At 71.0% G+C, this 25,925-nt stretch carries 16 protein-coding genes and 1 pseudogene; 10 read left to right on the top strand and 7 right to left on the bottom strand.

Going from position 1 to position 25,925, the window contains the following annotated elements; genetic code table 11:
- The first annotated feature begins 78 nt into the window (after positions 1 to 78).
- Positions 79 to 543: a nuclear transport factor 2 family protein gene (locus POL72_RS06235; RefSeq protein ID WP_272094098.1), complete on the top strand. Its 465-nt coding sequence runs from the start codon at positions 79 to 81 to the stop codon at positions 541 to 543.
- Positions 544 to 876: 333 nt separating this feature from the next.
- On the opposite strand, the gene POL72_RS06230 is transcribed toward POL72_RS06235, so the two are convergent.
- Positions 877 to 2,052 (bottom strand): lactonase family protein, encoded by a 1,176-nt coding sequence (locus POL72_RS06230; protein WP_272094097.1) that lies wholly within the window; start codon positions 2,050 to 2,052, stop codon positions 877 to 879.
- A gap of 912 nt (positions 2,053 to 2,964) precedes the next feature.
- Between POL72_RS06230 and POL72_RS06225 the strand changes: the two genes are divergently transcribed.
- Complete coding sequence (locus POL72_RS06225; RefSeq protein ID WP_272094096.1) at positions 2,965 to 3,762, top strand: sensor histidine kinase; 798 nt, start codon at positions 2,965 to 2,967, stop codon at positions 3,760 to 3,762.
- A 332-nt stretch (positions 3,763 to 4,094) separates the two neighbouring features.
- On the opposite strand, the gene POL72_RS06220 is transcribed toward POL72_RS06225, so the two are convergent.
- The gene (locus POL72_RS06220; protein WP_272094095.1) at positions 4,095 to 5,948 is read right to left on the bottom strand and encodes a sigma 54-interacting transcriptional regulator; all 1,854 of its coding nucleotides are present in this window, start codon (positions 5,946 to 5,948) and stop codon (positions 4,095 to 4,097) included.
- 202 nt (positions 5,949 to 6,150) lie between these two features.
- Here POL72_RS06220 and POL72_RS51570 point away from each other — a divergent pair.
- Positions 6,151 to 6,582: pseudogene (locus POL72_RS51570) on the top strand (hypothetical protein); the annotation flags it as partial.
- A gap of 18 nt (positions 6,583 to 6,600) precedes the next feature.
- Here POL72_RS51570 and POL72_RS06215 read toward each other — a convergent pair.
- Entirely contained in the window at positions 6,601 to 7,707 is a 1,107-nt protein-coding gene (locus POL72_RS06215; RefSeq protein WP_272094094.1) for a sensor histidine kinase, read from the bottom strand.
- Positions 7,708 to 8,375: 668 nt separating this feature from the next.
- Here POL72_RS06215 and POL72_RS06210 point away from each other — a divergent pair.
- A complete protein-coding gene (locus POL72_RS06210; protein WP_272094093.1) occupies positions 8,376 to 9,548 on the top strand; it encodes an amidohydrolase family protein in 1,173 nt (390 codons plus the stop codon).
- Position 9,549: 1 nt separating this feature from the next.
- On the opposite strand, the gene POL72_RS06205 is transcribed toward POL72_RS06210, so the two are convergent.
- On the bottom strand, positions 9,550 to 9,999 hold the full coding sequence (locus POL72_RS06205; RefSeq protein WP_272094092.1) for a BMA_0021/BMA_0022 family TOMM bacteriocin: 450 nt from the start codon (positions 9,997 to 9,999) through the stop codon (positions 9,550 to 9,552).
- A 145-nt stretch (positions 10,000 to 10,144) separates the two neighbouring features.
- The gene (locus POL72_RS06200) at positions 10,145 to 14,374 is read right to left on the bottom strand and encodes a TOMM system kinase/cyclase fusion protein (protein WP_272094091.1); all 4,230 of its coding nucleotides are present in this window, start codon (positions 14,372 to 14,374) and stop codon (positions 10,145 to 10,147) included.
- Positions 14,375 to 14,935: 561 nt separating this feature from the next.
- Between POL72_RS06200 and POL72_RS06195 the strand changes: the two genes are divergently transcribed.
- Positions 14,936 to 15,772 carry a hypothetical protein gene (locus tag POL72_RS06195; protein ID WP_272094090.1) on the top strand — a complete coding sequence of 279 codons (837 nt, stop codon included), beginning with the start codon at positions 14,936 to 14,938 and terminating at the stop codon, positions 15,770 to 15,772.
- A gap of 163 nt (positions 15,773 to 15,935) precedes the next feature.
- On the opposite strand, the gene POL72_RS06190 is transcribed toward POL72_RS06195, so the two are convergent.
- The gene (locus tag POL72_RS06190; RefSeq protein WP_272094089.1) at positions 15,936 to 16,802 is read right to left on the bottom strand and encodes a hypothetical protein; all 867 of its coding nucleotides are present in this window, start codon (positions 16,800 to 16,802) and stop codon (positions 15,936 to 15,938) included.
- Between the two features lie 192 nt (positions 16,803 to 16,994).
- Between POL72_RS06190 and POL72_RS06185 the strand changes: the two genes are divergently transcribed.
- Positions 16,995 to 19,637, top strand: coding sequence for a pentapeptide repeat-containing protein (locus tag POL72_RS06185; protein WP_272094088.1), 2,643 nt, complete (start codon positions 16,995 to 16,997; stop codon positions 19,635 to 19,637).
- A gap of 198 nt (positions 19,638 to 19,835) precedes the next feature.
- Here POL72_RS06185 and POL72_RS06180 read toward each other — a convergent pair whose 3' ends face one another.
- The gene (locus POL72_RS06180) at positions 19,836 to 20,900 is read right to left on the bottom strand and encodes a GDSL-type esterase/lipase family protein (protein ID WP_272094087.1); all 1,065 of its coding nucleotides are present in this window, start codon (positions 20,898 to 20,900) and stop codon (positions 19,836 to 19,838) included.
- Positions 20,901 to 21,973: 1,073 nt separating this feature from the next.
- Here POL72_RS06180 and POL72_RS06175 point away from each other — a divergent pair.
- The 4 genes from POL72_RS06175 to POL72_RS06160 are packed head-to-tail and all read left to right on the top strand — an operon-like array spanning position 21,974 to position 25,918.
- Positions 21,974 to 22,705: a sensor histidine kinase gene (locus POL72_RS06175; RefSeq protein WP_272094086.1), complete on the top strand. Its 732-nt coding sequence runs from the start codon at positions 21,974 to 21,976 to the stop codon at positions 22,703 to 22,705.
- The gene (locus POL72_RS06170) at positions 22,702 to 23,619 is read left to right on the top strand and encodes a hypothetical protein (protein ID WP_272094085.1); all 918 of its coding nucleotides are present in this window, start codon (positions 22,702 to 22,704) and stop codon (positions 23,617 to 23,619) included. Before POL72_RS06175 ends, POL72_RS06170 begins: the two co-directional genes overlap by 4 nt.
- Positions 23,616 to 25,151, top strand: a complete 1,536-nt coding sequence (locus tag POL72_RS06165) for a sensor histidine kinase (RefSeq protein ID WP_272094084.1) — start codon at positions 23,616 to 23,618, stop codon at positions 25,149 to 25,151. The genes POL72_RS06170 and POL72_RS06165 overlap by 4 nt, the downstream gene beginning before the upstream one ends.
- Entirely contained in the window at positions 25,148 to 25,918 is a 771-nt protein-coding gene (locus POL72_RS06160) for a response regulator (protein ID WP_272094083.1), read from the top strand. The genes POL72_RS06165 and POL72_RS06160 overlap by 4 nt, the downstream gene beginning before the upstream one ends.
- Positions 25,919 to 25,925: the final 7 nt, after the last annotated feature.

Here is a 25,925-nt window from a genome sequence, read left to right as displayed (position 1 = left end):
TCCGTTCTTGACAAAGTGAGTCGCACTCACCATGGTGATGATGAGTCAAACTCATCTTACTGTCAAGGAGCCTCCACCATGCCCCAGTCGACGACCGGCGCCGCGGGTCCTCTCACGATCTACCGGCGCATGCAGGAAGCACTCTTCGGGGACAGCCCCACTCTCCTCCCGGCCGAACTGCTGGCCGAGGACATCGTGGTCGAAACCCCGTTCTCCCCTCCTGGCATGCGACGTCACGAAGGCCGCGAGGCGTGGCTGGCGTTCTACGAGGCCAGGAGCGCGGTCTTGCCGGTGTGCTTCGACAGGTTCCGCGAGCTGGCCACCCATCAGACCGACGACCCCGAGGTCATCGTCGTCGAATACGAGCTCGGCGGGACGGTTACCACCACCGGCCTGCGCGCCTCGACGACCCTCATCGGCGTGCTGCGGGTCCGCGACGGCCTGATCAAGAGCTGGCGCGAGTACCAGGACGTCCTGGCGATCACGGAGGCGCTGAAACTGACGCCCGAGGACCTCGGCGGAACCGGCACGTCCGCCCCATAACGCTCAGGTCTCCTTGGCCGCCTTGCGGCCGGTCTCCTCGGCCTGGTGCCTGCTGCGCCAGTGCGGCGCGGCTGCTTCTCCTCCGCCGGCTGCCTGAAGACGAGGGCGACGCGCACGCCACCGAGACGGCTGTGTCCGACGTCGAGGCTCCCGCCGGTGGTGGCGGCGACGCGGCGGACGATGTCGAGACCCAGACCGGTCGACCCGGCACCCGACGACCCCCTGGTCAGGGCTGCCCGGGATCCTCAATGCCGGGGCCACCGTCCTCGACGGCCAGGATCCGCCGCCGGTTCACCCAACCTGGGTGGGTTGTCCAACCTGGGTCGGGTCGCCTCACCTCACAGCGATCCCCTGCGCGCCGCCTCCAGGCGTCAATCCACCCGCCTCGCCTCGCGGGACCAGGCCGCCGTCGCGGCTCACCTGGAATGCCGCGATCGTCCCGGCGCCGGCGTTGAGGGTGTACAGAAAGCGGCCGTCGCGCGTCATCGTGAGGTCGATCGGCGCCGTTCCGGTGGGGAACGAGGCGGACACGCCGTCGTCGAGCAGCGTCAGCGCGCCACGCGCGTCGACCTGGAGCCCGGAGAGCGTGTTGCTGCCCGTGTTGGCCGTGAAGACATAGCGGCTCCCAGGGGCGCCGGCGATCCAGCAGGTCGCCCGCTGGAAGGTGTCGACCGTATCGCTGATGACAGCGAGGCTCCCGTCGGACCCGATTTTGTACGAGGACACCACGCTCGTGTCGCCGGTCGCGGGCATGCCGTCGCCTCCGACCTCCGCCACGATGAGATGGCCGCGACGATCGAAGGTGAAATCGAACGGGACTAGGCCCCTGGAGATCGTCGTGACCGGCGCGTCGCTGGGCAGCCCGCGGCCGCTCATGGGGAACACCTGGAGCTGATTGGACCCCTTGCCCGCCACGACCAGCACCTCGCCGTCGGGAGAGAAGCCGATCTGACTCGGCGTCGCGCCGAGCGACGGCGGTGTCGTGCCGCCGAGGCCGAGATCCCGGCTCGACCCGTCGAGCGGGACGAGCTCGCCGCACGGGTTCACTTCAAAGCCGGCGATGTTGCCTTCGCCACCCACGTTGAGGACATAGAGCAGGTCGCCGTGCGAGGCGACGCTCACCGGGAAGTCGCCGCCCGAGTCGACCACGTCGAGCAGCGTCAGGCCGTGCGGGCCGACGCGGAACATCGACACCTCGCTGCTGCCCGCGTTCACGGCGAACAGGAGCGTCCCGTCGTCGCTGAGGACGAGCGAGCCCTGGGATCCGAGCGCGTTGATCGGCCGGGTCGGCGCGCCGAGCCCTCCGGTCGCGTACGTGCCGGCATACGAGAGCGAGCCGTCCGCCGCCCGGTCATATTCCATCACGGAATTGCCGTCTCCGGCGTTGGTCATGACGAAGATCTGGCCGTGCCGGTGGACGCCGCTGCCGTGCGCCATGGCGTCGCCGGGCGCGCCCGCTGCGAAGAGACCGAAGCTCAGGGCCGTGATGCTCATCGTGCTGCGAAACATGAGAAAGCTCCTGGGGAATGGCGCCGCGAACCCAGCGGCGCGGGCTTGTCGGTGCGTCGATCGTCAAGGCGCATCTCCGTCGTGACGACGGGCACGGAGCGCCCCGAGCTCGCGGGCGCGCGGCTCTGCGCGCTCCATCGGGCGGGTTCATCGGCTGCTACGCGGCAGCTCCTCCGCGGTTTCGCTGTCGTCGACCGGTCGGCTCCGGCGCGCCTCAGCCGTTCACCTGTGCGTCGAGCCGCCTGCGGCAGCCTGGTCGGCGCGCGTGCGTGACCCTGCCTCGCGTGACGAGGGAGCGACGACGCCTCCGCTGGCGTTGACCGCTCCGCCGGCGGTTGGGGCAGCAGGTCGCCGCGCCGCCGCCCCAACCCGCCGCCGCCCAAACCTGGGTCGGACCGGGCCGGGCCGGGCCGCCCCAACCCGGGTCGCCGCCCGCCGCCCGCGCCCCAACCTGGGTCGCTGCCCGCCGCCCCAACCTGAGTTGCCGCCCGCCGCCCCAACCTGGGTCGCCGCCCGCCGCCCCAACCTGGGTTGCCGCCCCAACCTGGGCCGCCGCCCAACCTGGGTCGGGTCGCCCCAACCTGGGCCGCCGCCCCAACCTGGGCCGCCGCCCCAACCTGGGCCGCCGCCCCAACCTGGGTCGGGTCGCCCTAACCTGGTCGCCCCAACCTGGGTCGCGTCGCTCCATCCCGGACGGACGAGCCTGGCATTGCCGCTCGCGGGCACCGGCTCTGCTTCTTGCGTACCTGAGCAACCGTTCGCCGGGCGCCACGACACACGGGCGCTCGGCAGCCCGGAGCCCGCGCGAGATGCGGCGGAAACCGTGCTTCTCCGAGGGCGATGACGCATGGCATCGCCGATGCTTCGGACGCGATCGCGAAAGTCGATCCACTCTTCAACGGGAGTTGAACCATGCCCGTCTCGAACGCCCCTCTCACTGGAACCCCCGAAGCTCGCCGGCCCGCCCGCGCCTGCGAGCCCGACGCGGGCGCCAGTGTTCGGGACGAGTTCCTCACGCTCGCGTCACACGAGCTCCTGACGCCGCTGACCTCGCTCAACCTGCAGGTGCAGCGGATGAAGCGGCTGAGCGAGCAGCGTGCGGACGACGGGTCAACGTGGGTCGCCTCGCTCGAGGTCGTCGGCCGGCAGGTCAACCGGCTCACCCGGCTCTGCGATGACATGCTCCAGGCGATCAGGCTCCGAGCGGGCCCGCTCGATCCCGAGCGCGAGACCGTCGATCTCGGGGCGCTCGTCCGGGAGGCCATCGCGGGGCTCCCGGTGGAGCTCCGCTCCCCGTCCTCCACGATCTCCGTCGACGCGCCGGAGGGCATCGTCGGCCGCTGGGACCGCGAGCAGATGGAACGCCTCGTGTTCCACCTCGTCAAGAACGCCATCCAGTTCGGCGCGGGCCGGCCGATATCCATCGAGGTGAAGGCCTGTCCCGGCGGGGCGGAGCTCCTCGTCCGCGATCAAGGCGCGGGCATCGCGGAGGAGGACCAGGCCCGCATCTTCCGGTGCTTCGAGCGCGTGGGCGGCGTCGTGCACTTCGGCGGCCTCGGGCTCGGCCTCTACATCGCGCGCGAGATCGTGCGCGCTCACGGCGGAACCATCGGCGTGGAGAGCTCGCCAGGCTGTGGCTCGACGTTCATGGTCGAGCTCCCCCTCGAGCCCGAGCCCGCCAGTCGGGCCACCCTCGCGCTCGCTCCCTGACATCGTTGCTCCTTCAGAAGCCTCGCGGAGGACGACCAGGCCAGCATGCGCCACGGCGCCACGCCGGGAGCCGCCTTCCTCTACGAACAGCGGGTTCTGGAGCGCGCTGAGCGACGTCCTCAGCCATGAGGCCGTGCTCGCAACCCTGGATCACGGCGCGTTCTTCCACCTGATCCGGAGAACCCCAACGCCATGCACTGGATCGTCTCCTGGCTTCGCGCGCTGTCCAGCGAGGGAGGGGGACGCCTCGCTCGTCAGCAATCGAAGGCGGCTCCCGGGAAGGGAAGGGCGGAGCGGCCAGCCACCGCGGCTGACCGCTCCCCGACCGCGCGCTACGGCTCCCGGGGGGGCGCGTACCCGAGCCGCTTGATGCCGAGCGCCTTGAGCTTGTACACGAGCGTGCGCAGCGGCATGCCGAGCGCGCGCGCCGCCTCCGTCTGGTTCCCGCTCGCCTTGCGGAGCGCCTCGACGATCAGCTCGGCCTCGCAGCGCTGCAGCCGCGTCTTCAGGTAGTCCCCGCCCGGGGGCGCGGCCGTGAGCTCTCCGACCTGGTACGGCGGCTCCCCTTCCGCCGCCGGCTCCGAGGTGGGCGTCGCCCGGGCGCGCTCTGGCAGATCCTGCTCGGCGATCCACTCGCCCTCGGCGATGACCACGGCCCGCTCGATCGCGTTCCGCAGCTCCCGCGCGTTCCCCGGCCAGGAGTACGCCCGGAGCCGCGCGAGCGATCCGGCGTCGAAGCCGCGGACCGACCGGCCGTTCGCCTGGTTCGCCTGGTCGAGGAAGCGCAGCGCGAGCGGCTCGATGTCCTCCGGGCGCGCCCGGAGCGGCGGGATCGTCATCGTCATCGTGTTCAGGCGGTAGAGCAGATCGCTGCGGAACGCCCCGGACCCGCACATCGCCTCGACGTCGCGGTGGGTCGCCGCCACGACGCGCGCGTCGACGTCGATCGGCTTGTTCGAGCCGACGCGGGTCACCTGCCGCGTCTCGAGGACGCGCAGGAGCGCGGCCTGCACCACGGCCGGCAGCTCGCCGATCTCGTCGAGGAAGACCGTCCCGCCGTCGGCCGCTTCGAACACCCCTCGCTGCTGCTGCCACGCGCCGGTGAACGCGCCGCGCTCGTGGCCGAAGAGCGTGCTCTCGACGAGCTGCTGCGGGATCGCCCCGCAGTTGACGCACACCATCGGCTTGCCGCTCCGCGGGCCGCTGTCGTGGATCGCCCGCGCCACGACCTCCTTGCCCGTCCCCGTCTCGCCCAGCAGGAGGACCGGGATCGACGAGCGCGCGACCCGCTTGACGATCTCGAAGACGCGGCGCATCGCGGGGCTCACGACGACCGGCTCGGCGTGGCCGGGGCCCGGGCTGCTCTTCCAGGTCCCGCCCGGCGCCGAGCGCACCGGCTGCTCCACCGTCGCGCTGCGCACGGCGCTCCAGCACCGATCGAGCAGCTCCTCCGCCACGGTCCCCGCGTCGGGGAACGTCGCGAAGCCCGCGAGCACGACGGGCGACCCGCCCCCGGGCGGCGCGGCGAGCGCGCGCGCCACGTCGAGCGCCACCTCGGCCCCGGCCTCGAGCAGCAGCGCCGCAACCACGTCCGAGCTGTAGAGCGCGATCCGGTCCACGGGGCGCAGCAGCGCCCGCACGCGCGGGAACAGGTGGCTCACGTGGGCGCCGGGCTGGCGGGCGACCCGGGCCATCACGACGGCGAAGCTCCGCCCGAAGTACCGCGCGCGCTTCACCTCCTCCTCGAGGGCGACGCGGAGCTGCTCGTGGCTCATCAGCCCTGGCAGCTCGTCCTCGGCCGCCGTGATCGAGCGGACGGCGACCACCACCTTGCCGAGGATCACCTCCTCGCCCGGCTTCACCTCGCCTCGCGTGATGCGCTCGCCGCCGAGCCATGTGCCGTTGGTCGAGCGCAGGTCCTCGATGACGACCCTGTCGCAGGACTGGGTGAAGCGGGCGTGCTCGCGCGAGAGGCTGACGTCGCCGATCTGGACCTGCGACGGCGGCGCGCGGCCGATCACGACTGGCACGCCCGGGCTCAGCACGGCGCGCTCAGCGCCGTCGCGGTGGTAGACGAGCAGGGCGACGCGTCGATCGTCCTGCCTGACCCCCTGGATCGCATCGATGAAGCTGCTGGACAGCGGCGTTGTCTCCGGGCCGATGTCCGTCTCGCGAATGACTGCCACGCTGTTCACCCCCTTCTCACACGACCTCGCCTCCGGGCTCGCGGGCGGCGCGTCGCGCCCGTCCGCGCGCTCCCGCGGCGTGCGCCGGCGAGCCCGCCCGCCCGCGCCCCGGGCAGGCGCCCGTTGACGCTGAATTGCGCACCAGCACGGGCGCCTCCGGCGGGCGTGACGCACCAGCTTTGTCCATCAGGGTCCGGTGTTCATGAAGCGCATCCCACGCACCCCGCGCCTCCAACGCGTCCAATGCACCCGGAGCACCTTGCAATTCGAGCACCACCTGGGTGTCGAGCTCGGTGGTAACAAGGAGACGGTATTCCTGATCGGCGAGCGTGAGCGCGCCATGCTCCGCCTCCTGAGGCCGCTCCTCGACGGCCGGCGGACGGCGGACGAGCTCGTCGCCGCGCTCGACGGCCAGGTCTTCGAGCCCGGCGGGGTCGAGCCGTGGCTCGGTCCGGTCTTCCAGCCGGGCGCGCGGCCGCGCTGGGCCGGCGTGGGACGCCCCTGCGTTCGGCGATTTCTACCGGGCGAGCGGCGGCAAGGGCCGCCCCCCGCCCAGGCCAGGGCGAGCGCGCTGTGCGAGGCGATCGAGCGCCACAGCGCGACCTACCAGGGCGACGAGCCCCTGCGCCGCGCGCGCCTGGCCGAGCGAAGCCTACCTGTTCCCCGAGCCGCTTGCAGTCGTCGTTGTCGGTTCCGGGGCGCTGGCTTGGGCGATGATAGGCACGGTAAACGAGAAGGTAGACCCATGGCCCACCCTGCTGTCGGCCTCTATGGTGCCATGGTGCGCCTCCACGATCGATTTGGAGATGAAGAGCCCTAGTCCGATTCCCCCGCCGCGCGTGCGCTTCTCGCCGAAGTAACGCTGGAATATTCGGGGCAGCTCGTCGCCGTCGATCCCGACTCCCGTATCCGTCACGCTGAATCGCACGAAGCGGCCCGAGACGCCGGCACGCAGGGCCACCTTCCCTCCGGTCGACGTGAACTTCATCGCATTGACCACGAGGTTGGTGAGCACTTGGTGGATTCGAGCACGGTCACAGAGTATGTGCGGGATCCCTGCCGGAACATCGTGCTGGAGCTCGATGTTTCTCACCTTTGCGTGGTCGACGTGGGCCTCGACCACTTCGGCGAGCAAAGGCTCCACGGATTCGGTCGCCATGTCGAGGGCGAACCCTCCAGCGTCGATCCGCGCGACGTCGAGCAGGTTGCGGATGATGGCCTCCATCCGCTGTGCCGTCCGGTGAACGAGCGCCGCGCGCCGCGAGATCTCCGCGTTCCCCTCTGCCGTCGAAGCCCTCGAGATCAGCGCGGCGTTCAGATCGATGACGCCGAGCGGATCGCGCAGGTCATGGGCGACCATCGAGAGCATGTCCTCCCTGGCCTGCGCAGCGGAGCGCTCTGCCTCGGCGACCTTCTCGGCCAGCTCGCGCGAGGTGCGCTCGTACCGGACCGCCTTGCGTGCGTTCTCGCCGAGAGCGCTGAGCGCCGCCCCGAACAGGAATAACAGGACGAGCGCGACAACGTCGACTGAATGGTGGATCTGGAGCAAGAGCCCGCGCGGCTCGAGCCAGTAACTGGCTCCAACAGTGCAAAACACCGTGGCGACGAGCCCCGGCCAGAATCCGCCAAGCCATGCGCTGGCAATGATGAGCATCGCGTAAAGCTGGATGAGCGGGAGCTTCAGCGGAAGTTCTGAAGGAACGCTGATGGCGAGTGTCAATGCGATTGCGCCGGCAATGAGGGGTACGCCATAGCGCACGACGGGTGAGCTTGAGCAGCGCGCTTGCAGGGAGATTGTCACTTTGGACGAATATGGGCCCGCCTGGTGGGCTACGCAAGCAACCGGGCTCGCATCGCATTGTCACTGAGAGAGGGTGTGGGTGGAATGATCCGCCCGAGAGCATTGGCGCATTGGACCTCGACCGCGCGCTCGAACCGCCCCGCAGCGGCGCACGGGCCTCCGCAAACGCGGCGGCGAACTCGGGACCGATGAAGGCGGGGCCGATGAAGGCGCTGGGTCGAGGCCTTCACAGCCCCCATTGGGGCCCCTCGGCAGGGCTTTTCGGAAAGCCAACCCCGCGATGCGACAGGGTATTCCCTCCACGCAGATCTCCAGGCAATTCGTGCAGAATTACCGGCGGCGCAGAATTGCCGTGCGATGACGCGTCCCTCGCCCGTGCGCTGCACGGCCAAGCACCCGGCGCGCTCTATCCGTCAGTCTATCCGCAGCGAGCGACGCGACGGCTGCAGGCGGCGCGTCGGGCCACGCCGGAGACTGGCTCGGCCGCAAACCATATGGAACTATTAGAAATTATTGAAATTTCATCCGGATTCGCGGCGTCGTCACAGAAATCTTGGCAGGATTTCTGACCGCGGCGCCAGGCCAGGCCCGGTGGGATTCGGCAGCAGCAGAAGAGGAGATGTCCCGTGCGCGACGGCTATCGCATCCTCGACGCAGATCGTCACGTGATCGAGCCGCTCGATCTGTGGAAGGACCACCTCGATCCGGAGCTCCGCGCTCACGCGCCTTACCTCGCGTACCCTGGCGAGGGCGAGCCCCTGGCCGACCGCGTGGCGCACCTCGGGCCGGAGGGTCTGCTCCGGCTCCCACCGCAGCCGATGGTGGATGGCCGGCCGGTCCATCACCGGATGAGCGCGCGGACAAGGCGCGTGATCGCCGCCGCCGGCCGCCGGCGGCTCGGGGCGCTCGCGTCGCTCGGGCCGCTCGAGCAGCCGCGGGCGCAGCTCGACGACATGGATCGCGAGGGCATCGACGTGGCGTTCCTTTATCCGACGCTCGCGCTGGCGCTCCTCGGCATGACGCCGCTGGAGCCCGCGCTGGGGAGCGCGTTCGCCAGGGCGTACAATACGTGGTTACGGGGCTTCTGCGATCACGACCCCTCGCGCCTCCGGGGCGTGGCCCTGATGAGCCCGCACGATCCGGCGCAGATGGTGCCCGAGCTCTCGCGCGCGGCCGCGCTCGGCTTCCGCGCCGTCGTGCTCCGGCCGAACCCCGTCGCGGGGCGGACGCTGGGCGACCCTGCGTATGAAGCGTTCTGGGCCGAGTGCGAGCGGCGCTCGATCGCTGTCGCCATCCACGAGGGCACGCACGCCTCCTTGCCGGCGGCCGGCGCCGATCGCTTCCGCACCCGCTTCGCCCTGCACGCCTGCTCGCACCCGATGGAGCAGATGATGGCCTTGCTCGCGCTGATCGAGGGGGGCGTGCTCGAGCGCCACCCCGGCCTGCGGGTGGCCTTCCTCGAGGCCGGCTGCGGGTGGCTGCCCTACTGGCTCTGGCGCCTCGACGAGATCGAGTACCGGGGCCTCGCCGAGGAGGTCGCGCCGCACGTCCGCCGCGACCCGTCCGCGTATTTCCGCCGCCAGTGCTTCGTCGAGATCGAGCCGGACGAGCCGTGCCTGGAGCAGGCCATCCCGTGGCTCGGCGAGGACAGGGCGATCTTCGGGACGGACTTCCCCCACATCGATCACGACGCCGGCATGGTGGAGCGGGCGCTCGCGCTCCGCCGCAGGCTCCCCAGCGAGGGCCTCCGCAAGATCCTCTGGGACAACGCCGCCAGCTTCTACGGTATCGACGGATGACTCAGCAGATGACGCTGACCGACCCGGGGTCGCTCGCGAGCTCGGCCAGCGCGACGGGCTGATCGTCCAGCTCCGGCGGCGGTGGGACATAGAGGGTGATGGCGCGCGGCGACGGGTCCCAGCCCTTGCGCTGCTCGCAGAAGCGCAGCGCGTCGCCGCCCGGCGAGCCTGGCTCCCGCGCCTCGCGGATGGTGAGGTCGATCCCCGGCGGCAGCCGATAGCCGCAGCACGCCATCAAGAAGCCCCGTGGGTCGCTCTTCAGCCGATCGAGCTGCGTCGGGTCTTCCCAGCAGATCGCGACGGCGCGCAGCCACGCTCCCTCCAGCTCCAGGAGACCCTCCTCCATCGCGCCTCGCTCGCCCGGGGGGCGCGCCTCCTCGTCGAGATGCGCGGGATCGCCGTCGGTGTTCGGCATCCTGGACGTGTACTTGGATGACTGATGGGAAAACATGGCACCCTCCACTTGCCGGCGCCGCAGGTCCTTGCGTGGGATATGAGGCTCATGGAACCGGCGCCGCGCGCCGTCGAGCCCTGCGCGCATCCAATGCAGATAAATGCACATGCGATGAGAGCGACCGAGGCGGCGCCGGGGCAGATCAATCGGTCATCTCCTGGAGCAGCGCTCGCGCCTCGGCAAAATCGGGAAGATCGGCGCACTCCGCGGGCCAATCGGTGATCTCCCCGAGCAGGCGGCGCGCCTCGTCGCGCTGGCCCTGCTGCGCGAGCGTCCGGCAGAGCGCCAGCGTCGAGCGCAGCTCGAACGTTCGCGCGCCTTGCTCGCGCGCGACAGCGATCGATCGCCGCAAGCACCGCTCGCTCTCCTGCTCGGCGTCGGCGCCGGAGGCGCGGAGAGACAGCGCCCTCAGGCGGCAGAGCTCCGGGAGGTAGTACACGTCCCCCGACTCCTCGGCGAGCAGGAGGCAGCTCGCCAGCTGCTCGATCGCGGCCTCGTGCTGCCCGCGCTCGGCCTCGAGCTCCGCCACCAGCGAGAGCCAGTACGGCAGTCCTGTCTTCTGGCCGGCGTCCCGGATCACCTCGACGTGCTGCCTCAGCTGCTCGAGATCGCGCTGCGCCCAGCAGCGCAGGGCCCAGCAGTGCACCTTGAACCAGAGCGGATGATGCTCCGTCAGCTGCAGCACGGAGTCGGTCACCGCGGCGACCTGCGCCCGCTCGTGGCCATAGTGGTAGACGCCGGCCAGGTGGAGCAGCGCCATCCCGACGCTGTTCAGGTGATCGAGCTCACGCGCCCACGCCACCGCGGCCTGCCCCTGGGCGAGCGCCTGGGCTGGAAAGCCCATCAGGTAGAGCACCACAGCGAGCGTGTACTGGCCCCAGACCTTGACATCGACGCCGTAGAGGAATGCGTGCTCCCGATGTGCCCGAGGGTCGTAGAGCGCGATGCCGCCATCGAGCTGCTGGCGGGCCTCTGCGAGCTTTCCTTCGAAGAACGAGCACTGTCCCAGCAGCACCATCGACGAGACCAGCTGCCCGGTGTCCTGCGACCGCCTCGCCAGGTCGAGCCACCGCTCGGCGATCGCCCGCGCCTCGGGGCGATGGTTCCGCATGTGGTGGTACCAGAACATCGCCCACAGCGTCGGCGGGGTCATCGAGCTCTCCCCGAGCTCGTCGCTCAGCTCCTCACAGCGGTGGACCGCCGCCTCGAGCTCCTTCGGCATGTACCCGCGCCGGCCGATGAGCGCGAGGATCAGCAGGCTGTTCAGGCGCAGCTCCGCCAGCGCGCGCTCCCGCGCGTCCGCGATGGCCGACAGCCAGCCGAGCGCCTGCGTCACGTGGACGATCGCCTCGGTGTCGTCGGCGTTCGCGGGCCGCTTCAGCGCGCGCTCGGCCGCGATCTCCGCGTACGCGATCGCCCGCTCCAGCTGCTCGGCGGCCGCGTGGTGGTGCGCGAGCAGGTTGGGCCGCGCCGCGACGATCTCGGGGAAGCGCGCCTCGAGCGTCCGGGCGATGGTGGCGTGCACCTTCCGCCGGCTCCGCTTCGAGAGCGACTCGTAGGCCGCGTCCCGGATGAGCACGTGCTTGAACTGGTACGTCGGGTTGTTCAGCCGCCGCTTCCTGTGGATGAGATCCGCGGCCATCAGCCGCTCGAGGTCCTCCTGGACATGCTCCCCGTCGAGCGTGGACACGGCGCAGAGCACGTCCTGGGAGAACTCCCGGCCGAGCGCCGCGGCGATGCGGGCCGTCTCCTTGGCCCTGCCGAGCCGGTCGAGGCGCGCCACCAGGAGGCCCCGCAGCGTCGTGGGGATCGCGAGCGCCGAGAGCGGCTCGGCGAGGCGGTAGTGGTCCCCCTCCTCCACGAGCGCCCCGGACTCGAGCATCATCCGCGTCAGCTCCTCGACGTAGAGCGGGACGCCGTCGGTCCGGTCGACCACCTGCGCCAGCACCGGCTCAGGCAGGGCGCGGCCGCCGGCGAGGCGCGCCACGAGGTGCTCGACGTCCGACCGATCCAGGCGGCTCAGCTGGATCTGGAGCATGCCCGACATCGACCACGGCGGCGAGAACTCGGGCCGCGCGGTGAAGGCCGCCATCAGCGGCGCCGACGGCACGTCGGCGATCATCACGCCGAGCCACTCGAGGGTCGTCGGATCGGCCCACTGCAGGTCCTCGACCACGAACAGGACGGGCTGCTCATCGGCCATGTCGAAGAGCATCGTCGCGAGCGCGTTGAGCGTCCGCTCCTTCTGCCGCGGCGGCGGATCCAGCGGGGCGGCGTAGCGCCCCTCCAGGGGGATCGACAGCAGCGCCGCCAGCAGCGGCACCATCTCCGAGAGATCGAAGCCGCGGCGCGAGAGGAGCGCCTCGAGCCGGGCGAGCCGGCGTCCCGTCGCGTCGTCCCGGCCGGTGTCGATCAGCCGCTCCAGGAGCTCGATCAACGGGTAGAGGGCGCTGCTCCGCTGATCGGGCACGCAGCGGCACTCGAGGCAGCTGTGCCGCTCGCCGCGGAGCCGGCGGGCGAGCTCCCCGGTGAGCCGCGACTTGCCGATCCCGGGGCCGCCGGTGATGAGGATGCTCTGCCCGATGCCCTGCCGGACCTGGCCCCAGCGCTGGAGCAGGAGATCGAGCTCCTGGCTCCGGCCGATCAGCGGCTCGGTGTCGCGGCCCGCGATGTCCTGGTCCTGGGCCGGGGGAGGGATCTCCTGCCCCATGCGGTAGACAGCGAGCGGGCGCGCGACGGACGAGAGATCGGGCGGCGTCATCGGATCGAGCGCGAACCGGCTCCGGAGGAGCCTGAAGGTCTCGCCGCTGACCACGACCGTGCCCGGCGCCGCGATCGCGCTCAGCCGGGCCGCGATCTGCGGTGTCGTCCCGAGGTGGTGCGTGTGCCGCTGGAGCTGGCCTGCGACCACGAGGCCGGTGTGGAGCCCGATGCGGACCTCGAGCGCCACGCCCCGCGCCGCCGTGAGCCGCGCGCTGCGCGCCTTCACGTCCGCCACGATCTCCAGCGCCGCGCGGGCGGCGCGCCGGGCGTCGTCTTCCTGCGCGGAGGGATAGCCGAAGTGCAGCAGGACCTGATCCCCCAGCGCGCCGGCGAAGCGCCCTCGGTGGCGGCGGGCGAGCTCGGCGCAGACGTCCTGTTGCTCGTCGAGCAGATCGTCGATCTCCTCGACGTCGGTGGTCTTCAGCCCCGGGCCCGAGGCGGTGAAGGTGCAGCAGACGACGGTGAGGGGCCGCCGTTCGCCGTCGGGTCGCTCCAGCTCCGCTCCCTCGGGCCCCGGCGTGGCCGGCGCCTCCACGCGCCGGGGCGTGGCCGGAGACGGCATCGTCTCGGCCGCCGCGTGGTCGCCGGGCAGCGCCCGGGGCTCCCGCGGGGGCGCGTCGAGCGGCGCCGTCTCGCTCGCGACGCGGCGCCACGGGCTCGCGTCCACCGCGCTTCGGATCGGGGCTGACGGCGAGCTCCGCGCTCGCGCGGGCTCGGCGAGGTCCTCGCGGCTCAGCGCATCCACGTCGCAGGCCTCGAGCTCGCGCAGCAGGCCCGAGGCCGTGACGACGCGCGCGGACATGTCCTTGAGGGTCGCGCGCCGGAGGAGGGCGCCGAGCGGGTGCCCGAGGAGCGCCGGGGGGATCGGGATCGGCTCGGGGCTGGCCTGCCGGAAGAGCACCTCTTGCACCGATCTGCCGGTGATCGACGGCCTGCCGGTGAGGCACTCGAGGAAGACGAGCCCCCAGGCGTACAGGTCCGAACGCACGCTCACCGGCTGTCCGAGGAGCTGCTCCGGCGCCGCGTACGCGGGCGTGCAGAGGATCTCGTTGCTCGGGGTGAGCTTGGGATCGACGCCCTCCATGGCCCCGGCGATGACCGCGCCGATGCCGAAGTCGAGCACCAGCGCGTTCCGCCGCGCGCCGGTCGAGACGATCATGATGTTGCTCGGCTTGAGGTCGCGGTGGACGACGTTCTGCGCGTGGGCGCAGCCGAGGGCGTCGAGGACCTGGAGCATCAGGTACCGCGCCTCGCGCGGATCGAGGGCGATCTCTTCGGCCAGCACCTCCGCCAGGTTCTGGCCGGGCACGAACTCGAAGATGGTATAAAGGGTGCCGTCGTCCGCCTGTCCGGCGTCGATGAGCCGGACGATGTTGGGGTGGTGGAGCTGCGCGCAGAACCGCGCCTCCTGGTGGAAGCGGGCGCAGCGCCGCGCGACGTCGGCGGGCTTGCAGCCCCGGATCGGGTGCATGACCTTGATGGCCACCGTCTGTCCGGTGGCGAGCTGACGCCCCTTGTAGACGTCGGCGAAGCCGCTCTCGCGCAGCGCGGAGACGATCTCGTAGCGCTCCTGGAACACGGCGCCCGACGCGATGGCGCTGTGGCTCATCCCATCTCCCTCCATCGGGCGGCCCGGCGCGGCCGGGGGAGCGGGCGTGATCCGGGGAGGGCGGCGCGCTGCGCCGGCCGGCCCGCCTCATCGATGAAGCGTCTGGACAGAGCGGCTGTCGATCTCGTCAGCACAGCTCGTCCGCGGCCGACCTCGCTGCTCACGTTGGTTCATATAGGGTGGTACTCCGTCGACGTCCGTCGATGCTGACCGGGTTCCGGTGCCTTCGGCGAAGAAACCCCGGAAGGCGCTCGCGTCCGGTCGGCTCCGTCGGGCTTGGCTTCGTGGAGGCGGGCCGGCGTGCGCAAGCGCGCCCCTCGCGGGGCGGCGGCTGAGCTCCTCTTGTTGAGTTCGACTCGGCTACAAACTTCTATCGTGGCTGCTGCCGCGGCGACCGGGCAAGTCGCGGGGAACATCGGCGAATTGACCTCTGGCACGGCCGGTGAGAGGGCAGATCGCGGACTTCGTCGGCGCTCGACGCGCGAGGGGAGCCGCGAGCTTTCCTCGGACGGTGAGCGACGATTCAATGCTTTTCAATCCTTTGTGGAAGGAGCACGAAACATGCTGAGGCAACTGGCGACCCACATCGTTTTGCTCGCGCTGGCGGCGGCTGGTCCGGTCGCGTGCGCGGGCTCGGATGACAGCCCCGCGGACGCCGGCAGCGTCGCCAGCGGGAGCGGCGGCGCGGCCGCTTCCGGCGGACAGACCTCGGGAGGCGGCGCGACAGGAGGAGACGGCGGAGCGGGCGGCAGCGCCGCGGGGAGCGGCGGCGCGGGGGCGGGCGAAGCGGGCACGGGCGGCGCAGGCACCGGCGGTGCGGGAGGCGCCGGCGCCGGCGGCACGGGCGGCGCGGGCGAAGCGGGCACGGGCGGCGCGGGTGACGGCGGCGCGGACACCGGCTGCCCGGGGACGGGGGGAATCACCTACACGCTCGCGAAGGTCGCCTCGCCGACGGCGGAGGAGCAGTCTGCCTACGACAAGATCACGAGCGCGATGGATGAGGCGCTGTCGTACTACAACTGTCACACGAGCATCGAGAAGCGCCTGTCGGTGTCCTACGTGCCGTCGGTCGCGACGGCCGACGGCAACGTCAATGGATCGATCCGGTTCGGCGCGACGAGCTCCATGAACTACATCACCGCCATGCACGAGATCGGTCACACCGTGGGGGTCGGCAGCCGCGAGTTCGGCGCGCTGGTGGTGGACGGCGTCTTCAGGGGTGAGGCGGCGACGCGCCAGCTCAGGGCCATCACGGGCAACGAGAGCGACGTCGTGCACGCGGACACGCAGCACTTCTGGCCGTACGGCCTCAACTACACGACCGAGGTCAAGACGACGGACGATCTCGTGAACCACTGCAAGATCGTTGTCGCCATCCGCGAGGACATCGGGTTCTGACGGAACGATTCCGCGGGGGCGAACCGTTGCGATCCGTCGGATCGCAAGGACTCTCGTACCTGACGCATGAACGTCCCGGGGTCATCGGACAGAGCCTGGCAGCGCAAGCCCTGCAACGCCGATGGCGCCCAGAGGACGCGCCTCCGGCGCAAGCGCGGGCGGGTCAGTACGTGAGCGAGGGTGTCGCGCAGCCCAGGCCGAAGGCGCCGATGGCTCCGCCCTCGACGACGGTCTGAACGAGGTTCGCGACCTGGTCTGCACCGCAGAAGGTGTCCGGGAACTCGCTGCCGCCGTCGCCGCCCACGCCGTCCGGCCACGTGACGGGGCCGAGCGCGACGCGGAGATCGCCGGGAGGTCCCGTCACGAGGAGCGGCGCACAAGCGATGAAGAGGAGATCGAGGTACCTGCCAGACCAGCCGCTGAAGCCCACAACCACCTCGTTCTCGGGGCACATCATCTCCCACGACTCGGTGCCTTCGCTGCCCCGGAAAGGGGTCACGTCGCCGGGCATCCTGGTGATGGTGTACGGGCCGTCTCCCGTGAGCTCCAGGTGGCCGCACTGCGCCTGGATCTTGGCATGGATGAGCGACTCCCCCAGCGGCCCCAGGGACCCTCGAAACCCGAGGAGCACCTGGCTCTCGGGGCACCGGTCCATGGCAGGGGTGGCCGTACCGGGGCTGCCGCGCAGCTCGGTGTAGGTCTGCTCCACGACGTCGATGCCTGTCGGCGTCGGGCACGGCTCCCCCTCGCACTCGCCGCCGCCGCCCGCGCCGCCCGCCTCACCGCCGCCGCCCGCCTCACCGCCGCCGCCCGCCTCACCGCCGCCGCCTGCCTCACCGCCGCCGCCCGCCTCACCGCCGTCGCCGCCCGACCCGCCACCCCCATCGCCAGGCAGGGCGCCGCCTCCTCCGCTCGCGCCCACGCCGTCGAAGGTCAGGCTGTCGATACCCGAGATCGCATTGCATCCGGCGAGGACGAGGCTGGAGATCAGCGCGGAGAGGCCGAGCAGATGGCGCGTCACCGAGACCAAGTACCCGATCCGCGGCCGGACCGGTAGCTGGTCGCCCGAATGCCGCTTCGTCCTCGATCACGGTGGGCTCGGCGGCGACATCAACGTCGGTCAGGCCCCGATGGTTACCCCATGTGCGCGCCGGCTCGCACGTCCGAAGACGACGGCCGATGGAGCGCTGAAAGACAACGGATCCGAATAAGATTCGGTTCGATGATCCGACAGGTCTTCGGCGCGACCCGCTTCAACGCGCCCGGCAGCTTCACTGGTCTCGATTTTTCTCCGGACTCCAAGACGCTCGTGGCTCTCGTGACCGGCGAGAAGCGCACGAAGGTGCATCGCTTCGCCGTCGACGACGGTCGTGCCCTCGACGAGCAGACGGTGATCGGTTGCTTCACTGGCGTCTTCGCGTTGCCTGACAGCGACCTTCTCCTGTGGGCGCGCGGATCCATCGCGCGCCTCGACCAGGACGGCGAGCTCTCGTGGAAGCTCGGAGAGAAGGCGACGAAGAAGTTCGCCTTCGCGACCGTGAGCGCCGACGGCGCGATCGTCGCGACCTACGGCGGAGACTCCGTCGCCAGCGTCTTCGACGCGCGTACCGGCAAACGACTTCACGACCTGCGCGAGCCCGCAGGCGAGATCTTCGCGTTCGCCTTCTCACCCGACGGAGCGACGTTCGCGACCGGCGGACAGAAGGGCATCGTCCGCGTCTTCGATCGCGAGTCGAAGGAGGAGCTCGCCCAGCGAAAGAGCTCCAAGATCCTCGTACTCGCGTTCTCACCCGACGGCAGCGTGCTCGCCGGCGGCCACGGACAAGGCGACGTCCACCTCTGGGACGGCGCGTCGCTCGAGCCCGTCCGCCTCCTGGGCTCGCATCGCTTCCAGGAAGATTACGGCTCGGGCGAGCAGGACGCGGGGCCGGCCGGTTGTCGCTGGCTCGCGTTCCTGGCCGACGGCAAGACGGTGGTCTCGCAAGGCAACGATCGCTACTTTCGCTGGTGGAAGCGCAGCGGCGCCGAGATCCGTCGCGTCCGAACGCCTCGCCACCACGCGTACGGCCAGGGCCCCGCGATGGCGCTCTCGCGCGACGGGAAGTGGCTCGCCGCAGGCTCGACGGCGTCTGGAATCGGCATCTGGACCTCGGACGGTGAGCCGGCTTCGAGCGAGCTCGGGATCGACGCGCCGCACGCGATCGCGCTGAGCCGCGAGCGCGTCGTCGTCGCCGGCTCGTCGGGGATCTGGTCCTGGCGAAGGACCGACGGCACGGTCAGCGAGCGGCGCGCGAGGGGCCCCGCTGCGCTCGCGAACCTCCCGCAGGGAGAGCTGCTCATTGTCGAGCCCCAAAACGCCCTCGTGGTGCGCGAGATCACCGACAAGGGCGAGGCGATCTTCGCGAACGACGCGATCTCTCCCCAGCGCGTGGCGGCGGTCTCGCGCGACGGAAAGACGGTGATGCTCCCCGTCGCGTCGAACGTCGAGCTCTGGGACCGCGCGCGCGGCGTCCGCGCCGCGGCGCTCTCGCACGACGCCAAGGTGTCGGCGTGCACGTTCGGGTCCGACGACACCTGGGCCGTCTCGGTGTCCGACGCGGTCCGGATCTGGCGGCTCGACGATCCGGAGACACCCGTCCATACGATCGAGCTGGAGAGCGGTGCGCCCGAGTACTGCGGCGGCGTCGCCGTCTCGCGCGTCGGATGGATCGCTGTCAGCATCGATCGTGACATCAGCAATCATTCGTCGGACAGCGCGCTCGTCTTCATCGATCCGCGTTCGGGTGAGGTGACAGCCACCCTCTCCCATCCAGACAAGCGCCTCGGGCAGGTCGCGTTCATCGACGATGCCCGCGCGGTCGTCGTCGACTCCGCGGGCCGTACGAGGACGGCCGACGCCGAGACGGGCAAATGGCTCGACGAGCCCGAGGCTCCGGAAGACGTTGAGTTCCACGGCTTCGAGATCCTCCCGCTCACCGCCTCCGAAGACGGAACCGAGATCGCGCACATCGACGGGCACGGCAACCTCGCCATCCGCCCGATCGAAGGCGCGAAGGAGCGTGTCGCTCCCTTCGATCTCGGCTTCACCCCGCTGGCAGAGAAGAAGCCGCAGGGCATGTTCGAGGAGCGCCTCGTCGGGATATGCATTCTCTATGCAGGCAGATTCCAGAGCTCGGCGATGGATGTGCGCACGTCGCGCGAGTTCCGCGAAGACATGCTGATCGAGCTCGGCGGCGCGGTCGCGAAGAAGGCGAAGGACGCGACGCACTTCGTCGGCGCGCGTATTCCGTACGCGAAGCACGTCCCGTCGAAGGCGGAGACCGAGATCGACGCGCGCATCGCCAAGGGCGACAAAGTCATCAAGCTGAGCGAGAAGAAGCTCATCGAGATGCTGCTCCCTACGTTCGAAGAGTCGCGCGCGATGCTGCGAGGCGAGGTCAAAGACGGCATCGAGCGCTGGAACCGCTGGCGGTCGCGCTGGCGCACGTTGAGCGGCGGGTTCGTGCAGCTCTCGGGCATCGATCTCACGGGAGCCGACTTGCGAAAGGCAGACCTCATGGTGATCCCGTTCGAAGAGGCGAAGCTCTCGGACGCGCGCCTCGAGGGGGTCGATCTCTACGACTGCGTCTTCCGCCGCGCCGACCTCCGCGGGGCGGCTCTCGAAGGCGCTCGCTGCGGCCGCGTCGTCTTCTCGAACGCCGACCTCCGCGAAGCGAAGCTGGCCGGCGCCGAGTTCACCGGCGCCGAGTTCGACGGCGCCGACCTCCGCGGCGCCGACTTCCGCGACGCGGACCTGCGGTACGCGAAGCTCACTGGCGCCAAGCTCGACGGCGCCAAGTTCGACGGCGCCAAGCTGCCGCAGTAGAGCTACCCGGGCGCCGAGCTGACGGTCGCCGCCGGCGACAGCGAGGTCAGCCTGCCGCGGGCGCGCAGAGAAGCGCTCGAGCTGCACAGGAGCCGTGCGATCGTACGACAGGGCGCCAAAGTGGGTGCGCAGGAGGGCTGCCGAGGGGGCCCGCGCCGCGAGGGCGGCGCGGCCTTGGCCGGCGCGCGCCGGCGGGGATCACTCGAGGTACGCAGCCAGGCCGAGCTTCTGATCGCGGACGGCTCCGGCCATGAGCTTCGCGATCTGCACCGCGCCGGAGCGCGAGAAGTGCGTGTGATCATCGCAGAAGAACTCGCCGACGGGGCCGCTGGTCGTCGCGCTCACGTCGCCCCCGGGGACAGGGCAGAAGCCCAGGGTGTTGTAGAGCGCAATGCTGAGCTCGTGCAGGTCGATCACCGGCACGCCGTACTCCTTGCCCGCCTCGTGGGTCGCGGTCACGTAGCCGCCGCGCGTCCCCCGGGCCGTGCTCCCGTTGCAGGAGATCGCGCTCACGGGGGTCACGAACACGGGCTGGGCGCCTCGCTCCTCTGCGGCTCGGGCCATCATCCCGTAGCTCGACTTGAAGGCGTTGAGCCCCACGTGCCGATCGCACGTGCTCGAGCCGTCGTTGATGCCGAACTGGATGAACAGGGTATCGCCCCGCTTCATGCCGTCGAGCATCTGGACCCACCTGCTCTGCAGTACGGGCTCGCCGCTCGAGTCACGCTCGAGCTCGCACTCCCCCGCGCTATCCATGGTGGTCTTCACGTTGTAGAGCCACGTGCGCACGCTGCGGCCCCCGACGGCGCTGTTCACCACGGTGACCCGCTCGTCGAAGAGCGCCGCGAACTGGCCACCCCAGCCGGTCGGGCAGGGGGTCTGCCCGCTGGCGACCGTCGAGTCCCCCGCGATCCAGATCGTGATGTCCTGCAGCGGCCCCGCGCCGCCCGCGCCGCCGCTGCCCGCGCCGCCGCTACCGCTCGGCCCACCTGAAGATCCCGCCGAGCCTCCCGAGCCGGCGGGCGCGTCGCCCCCGGCCCCCGCGCCGCCCGTGGAGCCGGCCGAGATCGCGGTGCTGCCCGCGCTCGCGCTCGAGCTGCTCGCTTCTGGTTGCGAGCTCCCGCCCGCGCCGCCCGTCCCTCCGCCTCCGCCGGCGCCGCCCGCTGCCGTCTCCGGATCGGCGGAACAGGCGGCGGTGAGCAGCGCGAGACAGGACACCCGGGCAACCATCCGGCGCGCGGCCGATCGAACGTTCCAGTCCATGAACATGCCTTCCTCCAGTCACGACATGAGCATCAGCTCCATCCACGCCGGATGGCGCTGGCCCTTCGCCTCCCGGTCCCGCAGGCCGTCACGGCACGTTCGGTCGAGGTGCCAGGCCAGCGGCGCGACGAGCGCGCGCAGCTGCGGGCGCAGAGCGCGCCGCGAGCGGCAAGGCAACGCCGACGAGGCGAGCGGCGGGGGCGACGGGGAGCGAGCACGGCTCGCGTCACTGTGTCTTGAACGGCTCCGAACCAATCACGGAGAGGCGTTTTTTTTTCGGATCCGCGTGCCAGGGTGCGCTCCGGAGCACACTCATCGCAAATCTGAAGCGGTGGCAGAATCGAGGCCGACGCGAGCGCCGGCGCGAGCGGCTGTCGCCTGGACGCGTGGCGCTCGGCGCCCGCTCCTGGAGGCGTCACCCCGGGACGCGCCGAGGGTCGTGAGTCGGTCCGCACACGGCACGTCTGCCAGCTGTCGGCCCTCGGAGCCTGGGATGCGCGGTCGAGCGTCTCCGCCTGTCCACCCGCCGCAGCGACGCCACGCATGTGGAGAGGAGAGCCGCGGCGGTTCGTTCACGACACACGGCGATGTCCAGCGACGTATTGGCCAGCTGGCTGGGCAACCACGGCAATCACCGTGATCCGTGATGCAGGGCAAGGGGTACGAGGGCGGAAGGTGGACGGAAATCCGTTGAATGGAGATGTGCTGTGGAGGGCATTATTATGCCGTTGACTGACACAAACTTTGTCACGTATGTTTATCAAGGGTGACGCTGGTTGAGGGGTGGCGTCGCACCAGTCGTACAGGCGTTCAGACGTGCAGACGTGGCCGATGGCACGGATCAGGCAGGCGTGCTCTCGTGCGCCCGCGACGCAGCGGCGCGAGGCTCGGGCGCGCGATGGCCCCAGGGAGACGACGTTTGTGTCAGTGTCTTTAAGAACTCATCCCGAGCTCTCACACGGTCGAGGCGACGGCGGCGTCGGCGCGATGGTGCAGAGAAGGGTTCGAGTGTTCCTCGTCGGCGGCGACACGCGGGCCGCGCCGCTCGCGAGGGCCGAGGAGCGAGGAACGGCATGAACAGCTGGGATCCCCTGGGTGCAGCGGAGCAGGCTGCGGTCGCGGACGAGATCCTGTCCGTGCTGCGTCACGACCTGCGCAACCGCTTTGCGATCGTCCGGAATGCGTCGTTCTATATCAGGCGGAAGGTCGCGCGGGACGCGGCCTACACGGCGGACCCGAGGATCGAGGAGTTCTTCGGGATCATCGACGAGGAGGTGGTCGCGGCGAGCGCGCGGCTCGAGGAGTCGGTCGACGCCGCGAGGGTCTTCAACCGCAGGAGCGTGTGCGTGAGCGCGGCGGGCTGCGTGCGCCGCGCGGCGGCGTGCGCGCGCATCGGCACGTCCGGGGCCCGCATCGTCCTCTCGGCTCAGGACGGCGACGTCGAGGCCGATCCGATCGAGCTCGCCGTCGCGGTGCGGTGCCTGATCGAGAGCGCCGTGGAGTCGACGCCGGGGGACGGCGTGGTCACGGTCCGGGGCACCGCGAGCGGCGCGCGGTACTGCATCGAGGTCACGGACACGGCGCCCGCCGCCTGCGAGGCCGACAGCGAGGCGATCCTGCGGCCGTTCTACACGACCAAGCCGGGTCACTCCGGCCTGGGGCTGAACATCGCCAGGCGGGTCACCCGCCGCTACGGCGGGACGCTCGCCGTCGAGCAGCGGGCGCCCGGCACGTCGGTCGTCATCGCGCTGCCGCTCGCCGCCACGCCGGTGCTCGGCGACGTCGGATCGGAGCCGGCGCCGTGAGCGTGGGCGGTCAGCCCGCAGGGCGCGCGCTGCGCCCGCCGGCGGCCCGGGAGCCAGCGGCCAGGACCTCCGCGCGGCGCGCGCGCCCCCGGGCCTCGCTGGTCTCGCTCCTCGTCGCGTCGACGGCGGCCGCGCCCGCGGAGCCGGAGCGGACCGAGGCAGAGGACGAGCCGGCGCGGCCGCCGATCGAGGAGCTGTTCCTCGGCGAGACGGCCTTTCCGCAGGAGGCGCTCGAGCTGCAGATCACGAGCGCGCCGAGGTGGGAACGCGACGGGCGCCAGGTCGGCTTCCGCATCCCGCTGCTGCTGGAGCTCGGTATCACCGATCGTCTGCAGCTCGGGGGAGAGCTTCCCCTGGAGCTCGCGCGCGAGGAAAGCGGCGTCGTGGCCGGGCTCGGCTCCGTCGAGCTGGAGGCCCTGTACAACCTCGTCAACGAGCGGGGGCTCGGGCTCGCGCTGTCCGCAGGGCTCGGGGCCGGGCTCCCCGCCGGCGCGCGCGGGCTCGGCGCGCCGGGGTACACGCTGGAGCCGTTCGTGAGCCTCGACAAGGCGATCGGGGGCGTCCACGTGGGCATCTCCGCGTCGGCCGAGATCCGGCTCCCGGCGGCGGGGCGCGACGCGCGCGAGGACACCGAGCTCAGCCCCGGCGCCTCGGTGGGCGTGATCCTGCCGCTCGGCGACGTGGTGCCGACCCTCGAGCTCGCCGCCGAGCTCGAGGACACCACGTCGCTGCTCGTCGCGCCCGGCGTGCTCTGGCACCCCGCGCGCGGCCTGGAGCTCGGCGCCGCGCTCGAGCTCGGCCTCGCGGGGGAGACGCCCGACGCCGGGCTCATGCTCCTCTTCACGAGGGAGATCGAGCTCGCGGGCGACGGCGACGACCACGTGAAGCACGCAAGCAGGAGCCGCTCCCCATGAGCATTCGAGCCACACTGGCCTCCATCTTCGGCGTCGCGCTGGCGGCGGTCCTCGTCGCCGGCGGCGCCTTCTACTTCGCCATCGCGGAGATGCTCGTCTTCCAGCGGCGCGCCGAGGCGTCTTACGACGACCTGAGGTTGCACGTCACCCTCGCCAGCAACGCCAGCCGCTACATGAACGAGGCGGTCAAGTCGGTGCTCCACGGCAGCATCAGCGCGGAGCTCACGAGCGCGGCCGAGGCCACGGCGCGCGATCTCGACGCCATCGAGGCGCGCAAGAGGGCGATGAGCGCCGACGAGGAGATCAGGGAGACCGACGAGGAATCGTCGGAGGAGATCGAGCACATCCACTTCATGCGGGAGAGCTTCGAGCGCATCGCCGAAGGCGTGGCGGCCACGATCCATGTCGAGCGCGAGCGCACGAACGAGCGACACGAGATGTTCGTGAAGCTCTCCGACCGCGAGTACAAGGCGGGGTTCCTCCCGCACATCAGCGCGGCCGTGTACGACGCGGAGCGCGACGTGGCCAGGATCCTCGACGACGAGCGTCACCTCCGGGCGCGAATCGCGTTGCTCGGCGCGGCCGCGACCGGCGGCGCGCTGATCGTCCTCGTCGTGCTGCTCGGGCGGCTCCTCCGCTCGGTGGACCGCGGCTTCAACACGCTGATCGACGGCTCCCGGCGGATCGCCCAGGGGGATCTCGAGCTGCGCCTCCCCGAGCTCGATGAGCACGAGTTCGGCCGGATGAGCGCGGCGTTCAACCACATGGCGTCCAGCCTCCGCGCCGCCCAGGAGGCGAGGATGCGCATGGAGAAGCTCGCGGCGGTCGGGCAGCTCGCGGCGAGCGTCGGGCACGACCTGAGGAACCCGCTCGGCGCCGTCCGGAACGCGAACCATTACCTCAAGAAGCGCCTCGCCGGGACCGAGCTCGGCGCGGAGCCCCGCGTGACGCAGTTCCTCTCGATCATCGAGAAAGAGCTCGCGGCGTGCACCAAGATCATCGGCAACCTGCTCGACTTCGCGCGCGAGCGGCGGCCGCGCTTCGCGGCGTGCGCGCTGAGGCCCCTCGTGGACGACGCCATCTCGGTCGTCGAGATCCCGCCGCGCGTGCGCATCGACAACGACGTGCCGGACACGCTCCCCGTCGTGGAGATCGACAAGGACCAGTTCCGGCAGGTGCTCGTGAACCTGATCCAGAACGCGGCCGAGGCGATCCCGGCCGAGCGCGAGGGGCGCGTGCGCATCGCCGCGGAGCGGACGGGCGACGGGGTGACGCTCTCGGTCGTCGACGATGGGACGGGCATCTCGGAGGAGACGCTCGCGCGGATCTTCGAGCCGCTGTTCAGCACCAAGCTGAAGGGGACGGGCCTCGGCCTGGCGATCAGCGCCGGGATCGTGGAGCGGCACGGCGGCACGATCGCGGCGACGAGCGCGCTCGGCAACGGCACGACCTTCGTCGTGCGGCTGCCGGTGCGCGAGGAGCCGGAGGCCGCGGAGCCATCCCTTTCGCCGACCGGAACTCAGGGCGCATGACGGGGGGGCAAGCCATGCAGGTGCAGGAGGCCGCGCAGCGGGGCAAGCGGGTGCTCGTGATCGACGACGAGGAGGGCATGCGCGTCACGCTCGCCGCCAGCCTCGAGCTCGAGGGCTACGAGGTGGTGGAGGCGAGGGACGGCATCCACGCGCTCGAGCTCGTCCGGCAGCAGGCGTTCACGCTGGTCATCAGCGACATCCGCATGCCCGGGCTCAACGGCGTCGAGACGTTCCGGGAGCTCAAGAGGATCCAGCCGGAGCTCACCGTCGTGCTGATGACCGCGTTCGCGCTCGAGAAGCTCATCGAGGAGGCGATCGCCGAGGGGGTGTACACGGTGATCCACAAGCCGTTCTCGATGGACCACCTCGCGCGCATCGTCGCTCGCGCGGTGGACTCGCCGGCCGTCCTCGTGGTGGACGACGTCCCGAAGGTCGCCGACTCGATCGTGGCCGTCCTCCGGGCCGCGGGGCTGTCGGCCCTCGCCGTCCACGATGGGCGGGCCGCCGTCCAGTACGTCAGCGAGCGGGGCATCGATGTCTGCGTGCTCGATCTCGTCATGCCCCATCAGGACGGCGTCACGACGTGCGCGCAGATGCGGGGGCTGAAGAAGCGCGTCACGGTGATCGCCATGACCGGCCACGCGGTCCCGGAGATGGTCAGCGCGATCATGAGCAAGGGCGGGTACGCGTGCCTGCACAAGCCGTTCGACGCGCATGAGCTCATCCACACGATCGCCCGCGCGCGCGGGGACGCGGCGCAGGGATGAGCGCGCG

This window comes from Sorangium aterium, from assembly GCF_028368935.1.
Taxonomy (GTDB): domain Bacteria; phylum Myxococcota_A; class Polyangia; order Polyangiales; family Polyangiaceae; genus Sorangium; species Sorangium atrum.
Note: the sequence above shows the minus strand (reverse complement) of the source record. Positions and strands in the feature narration are given on the sequence as shown.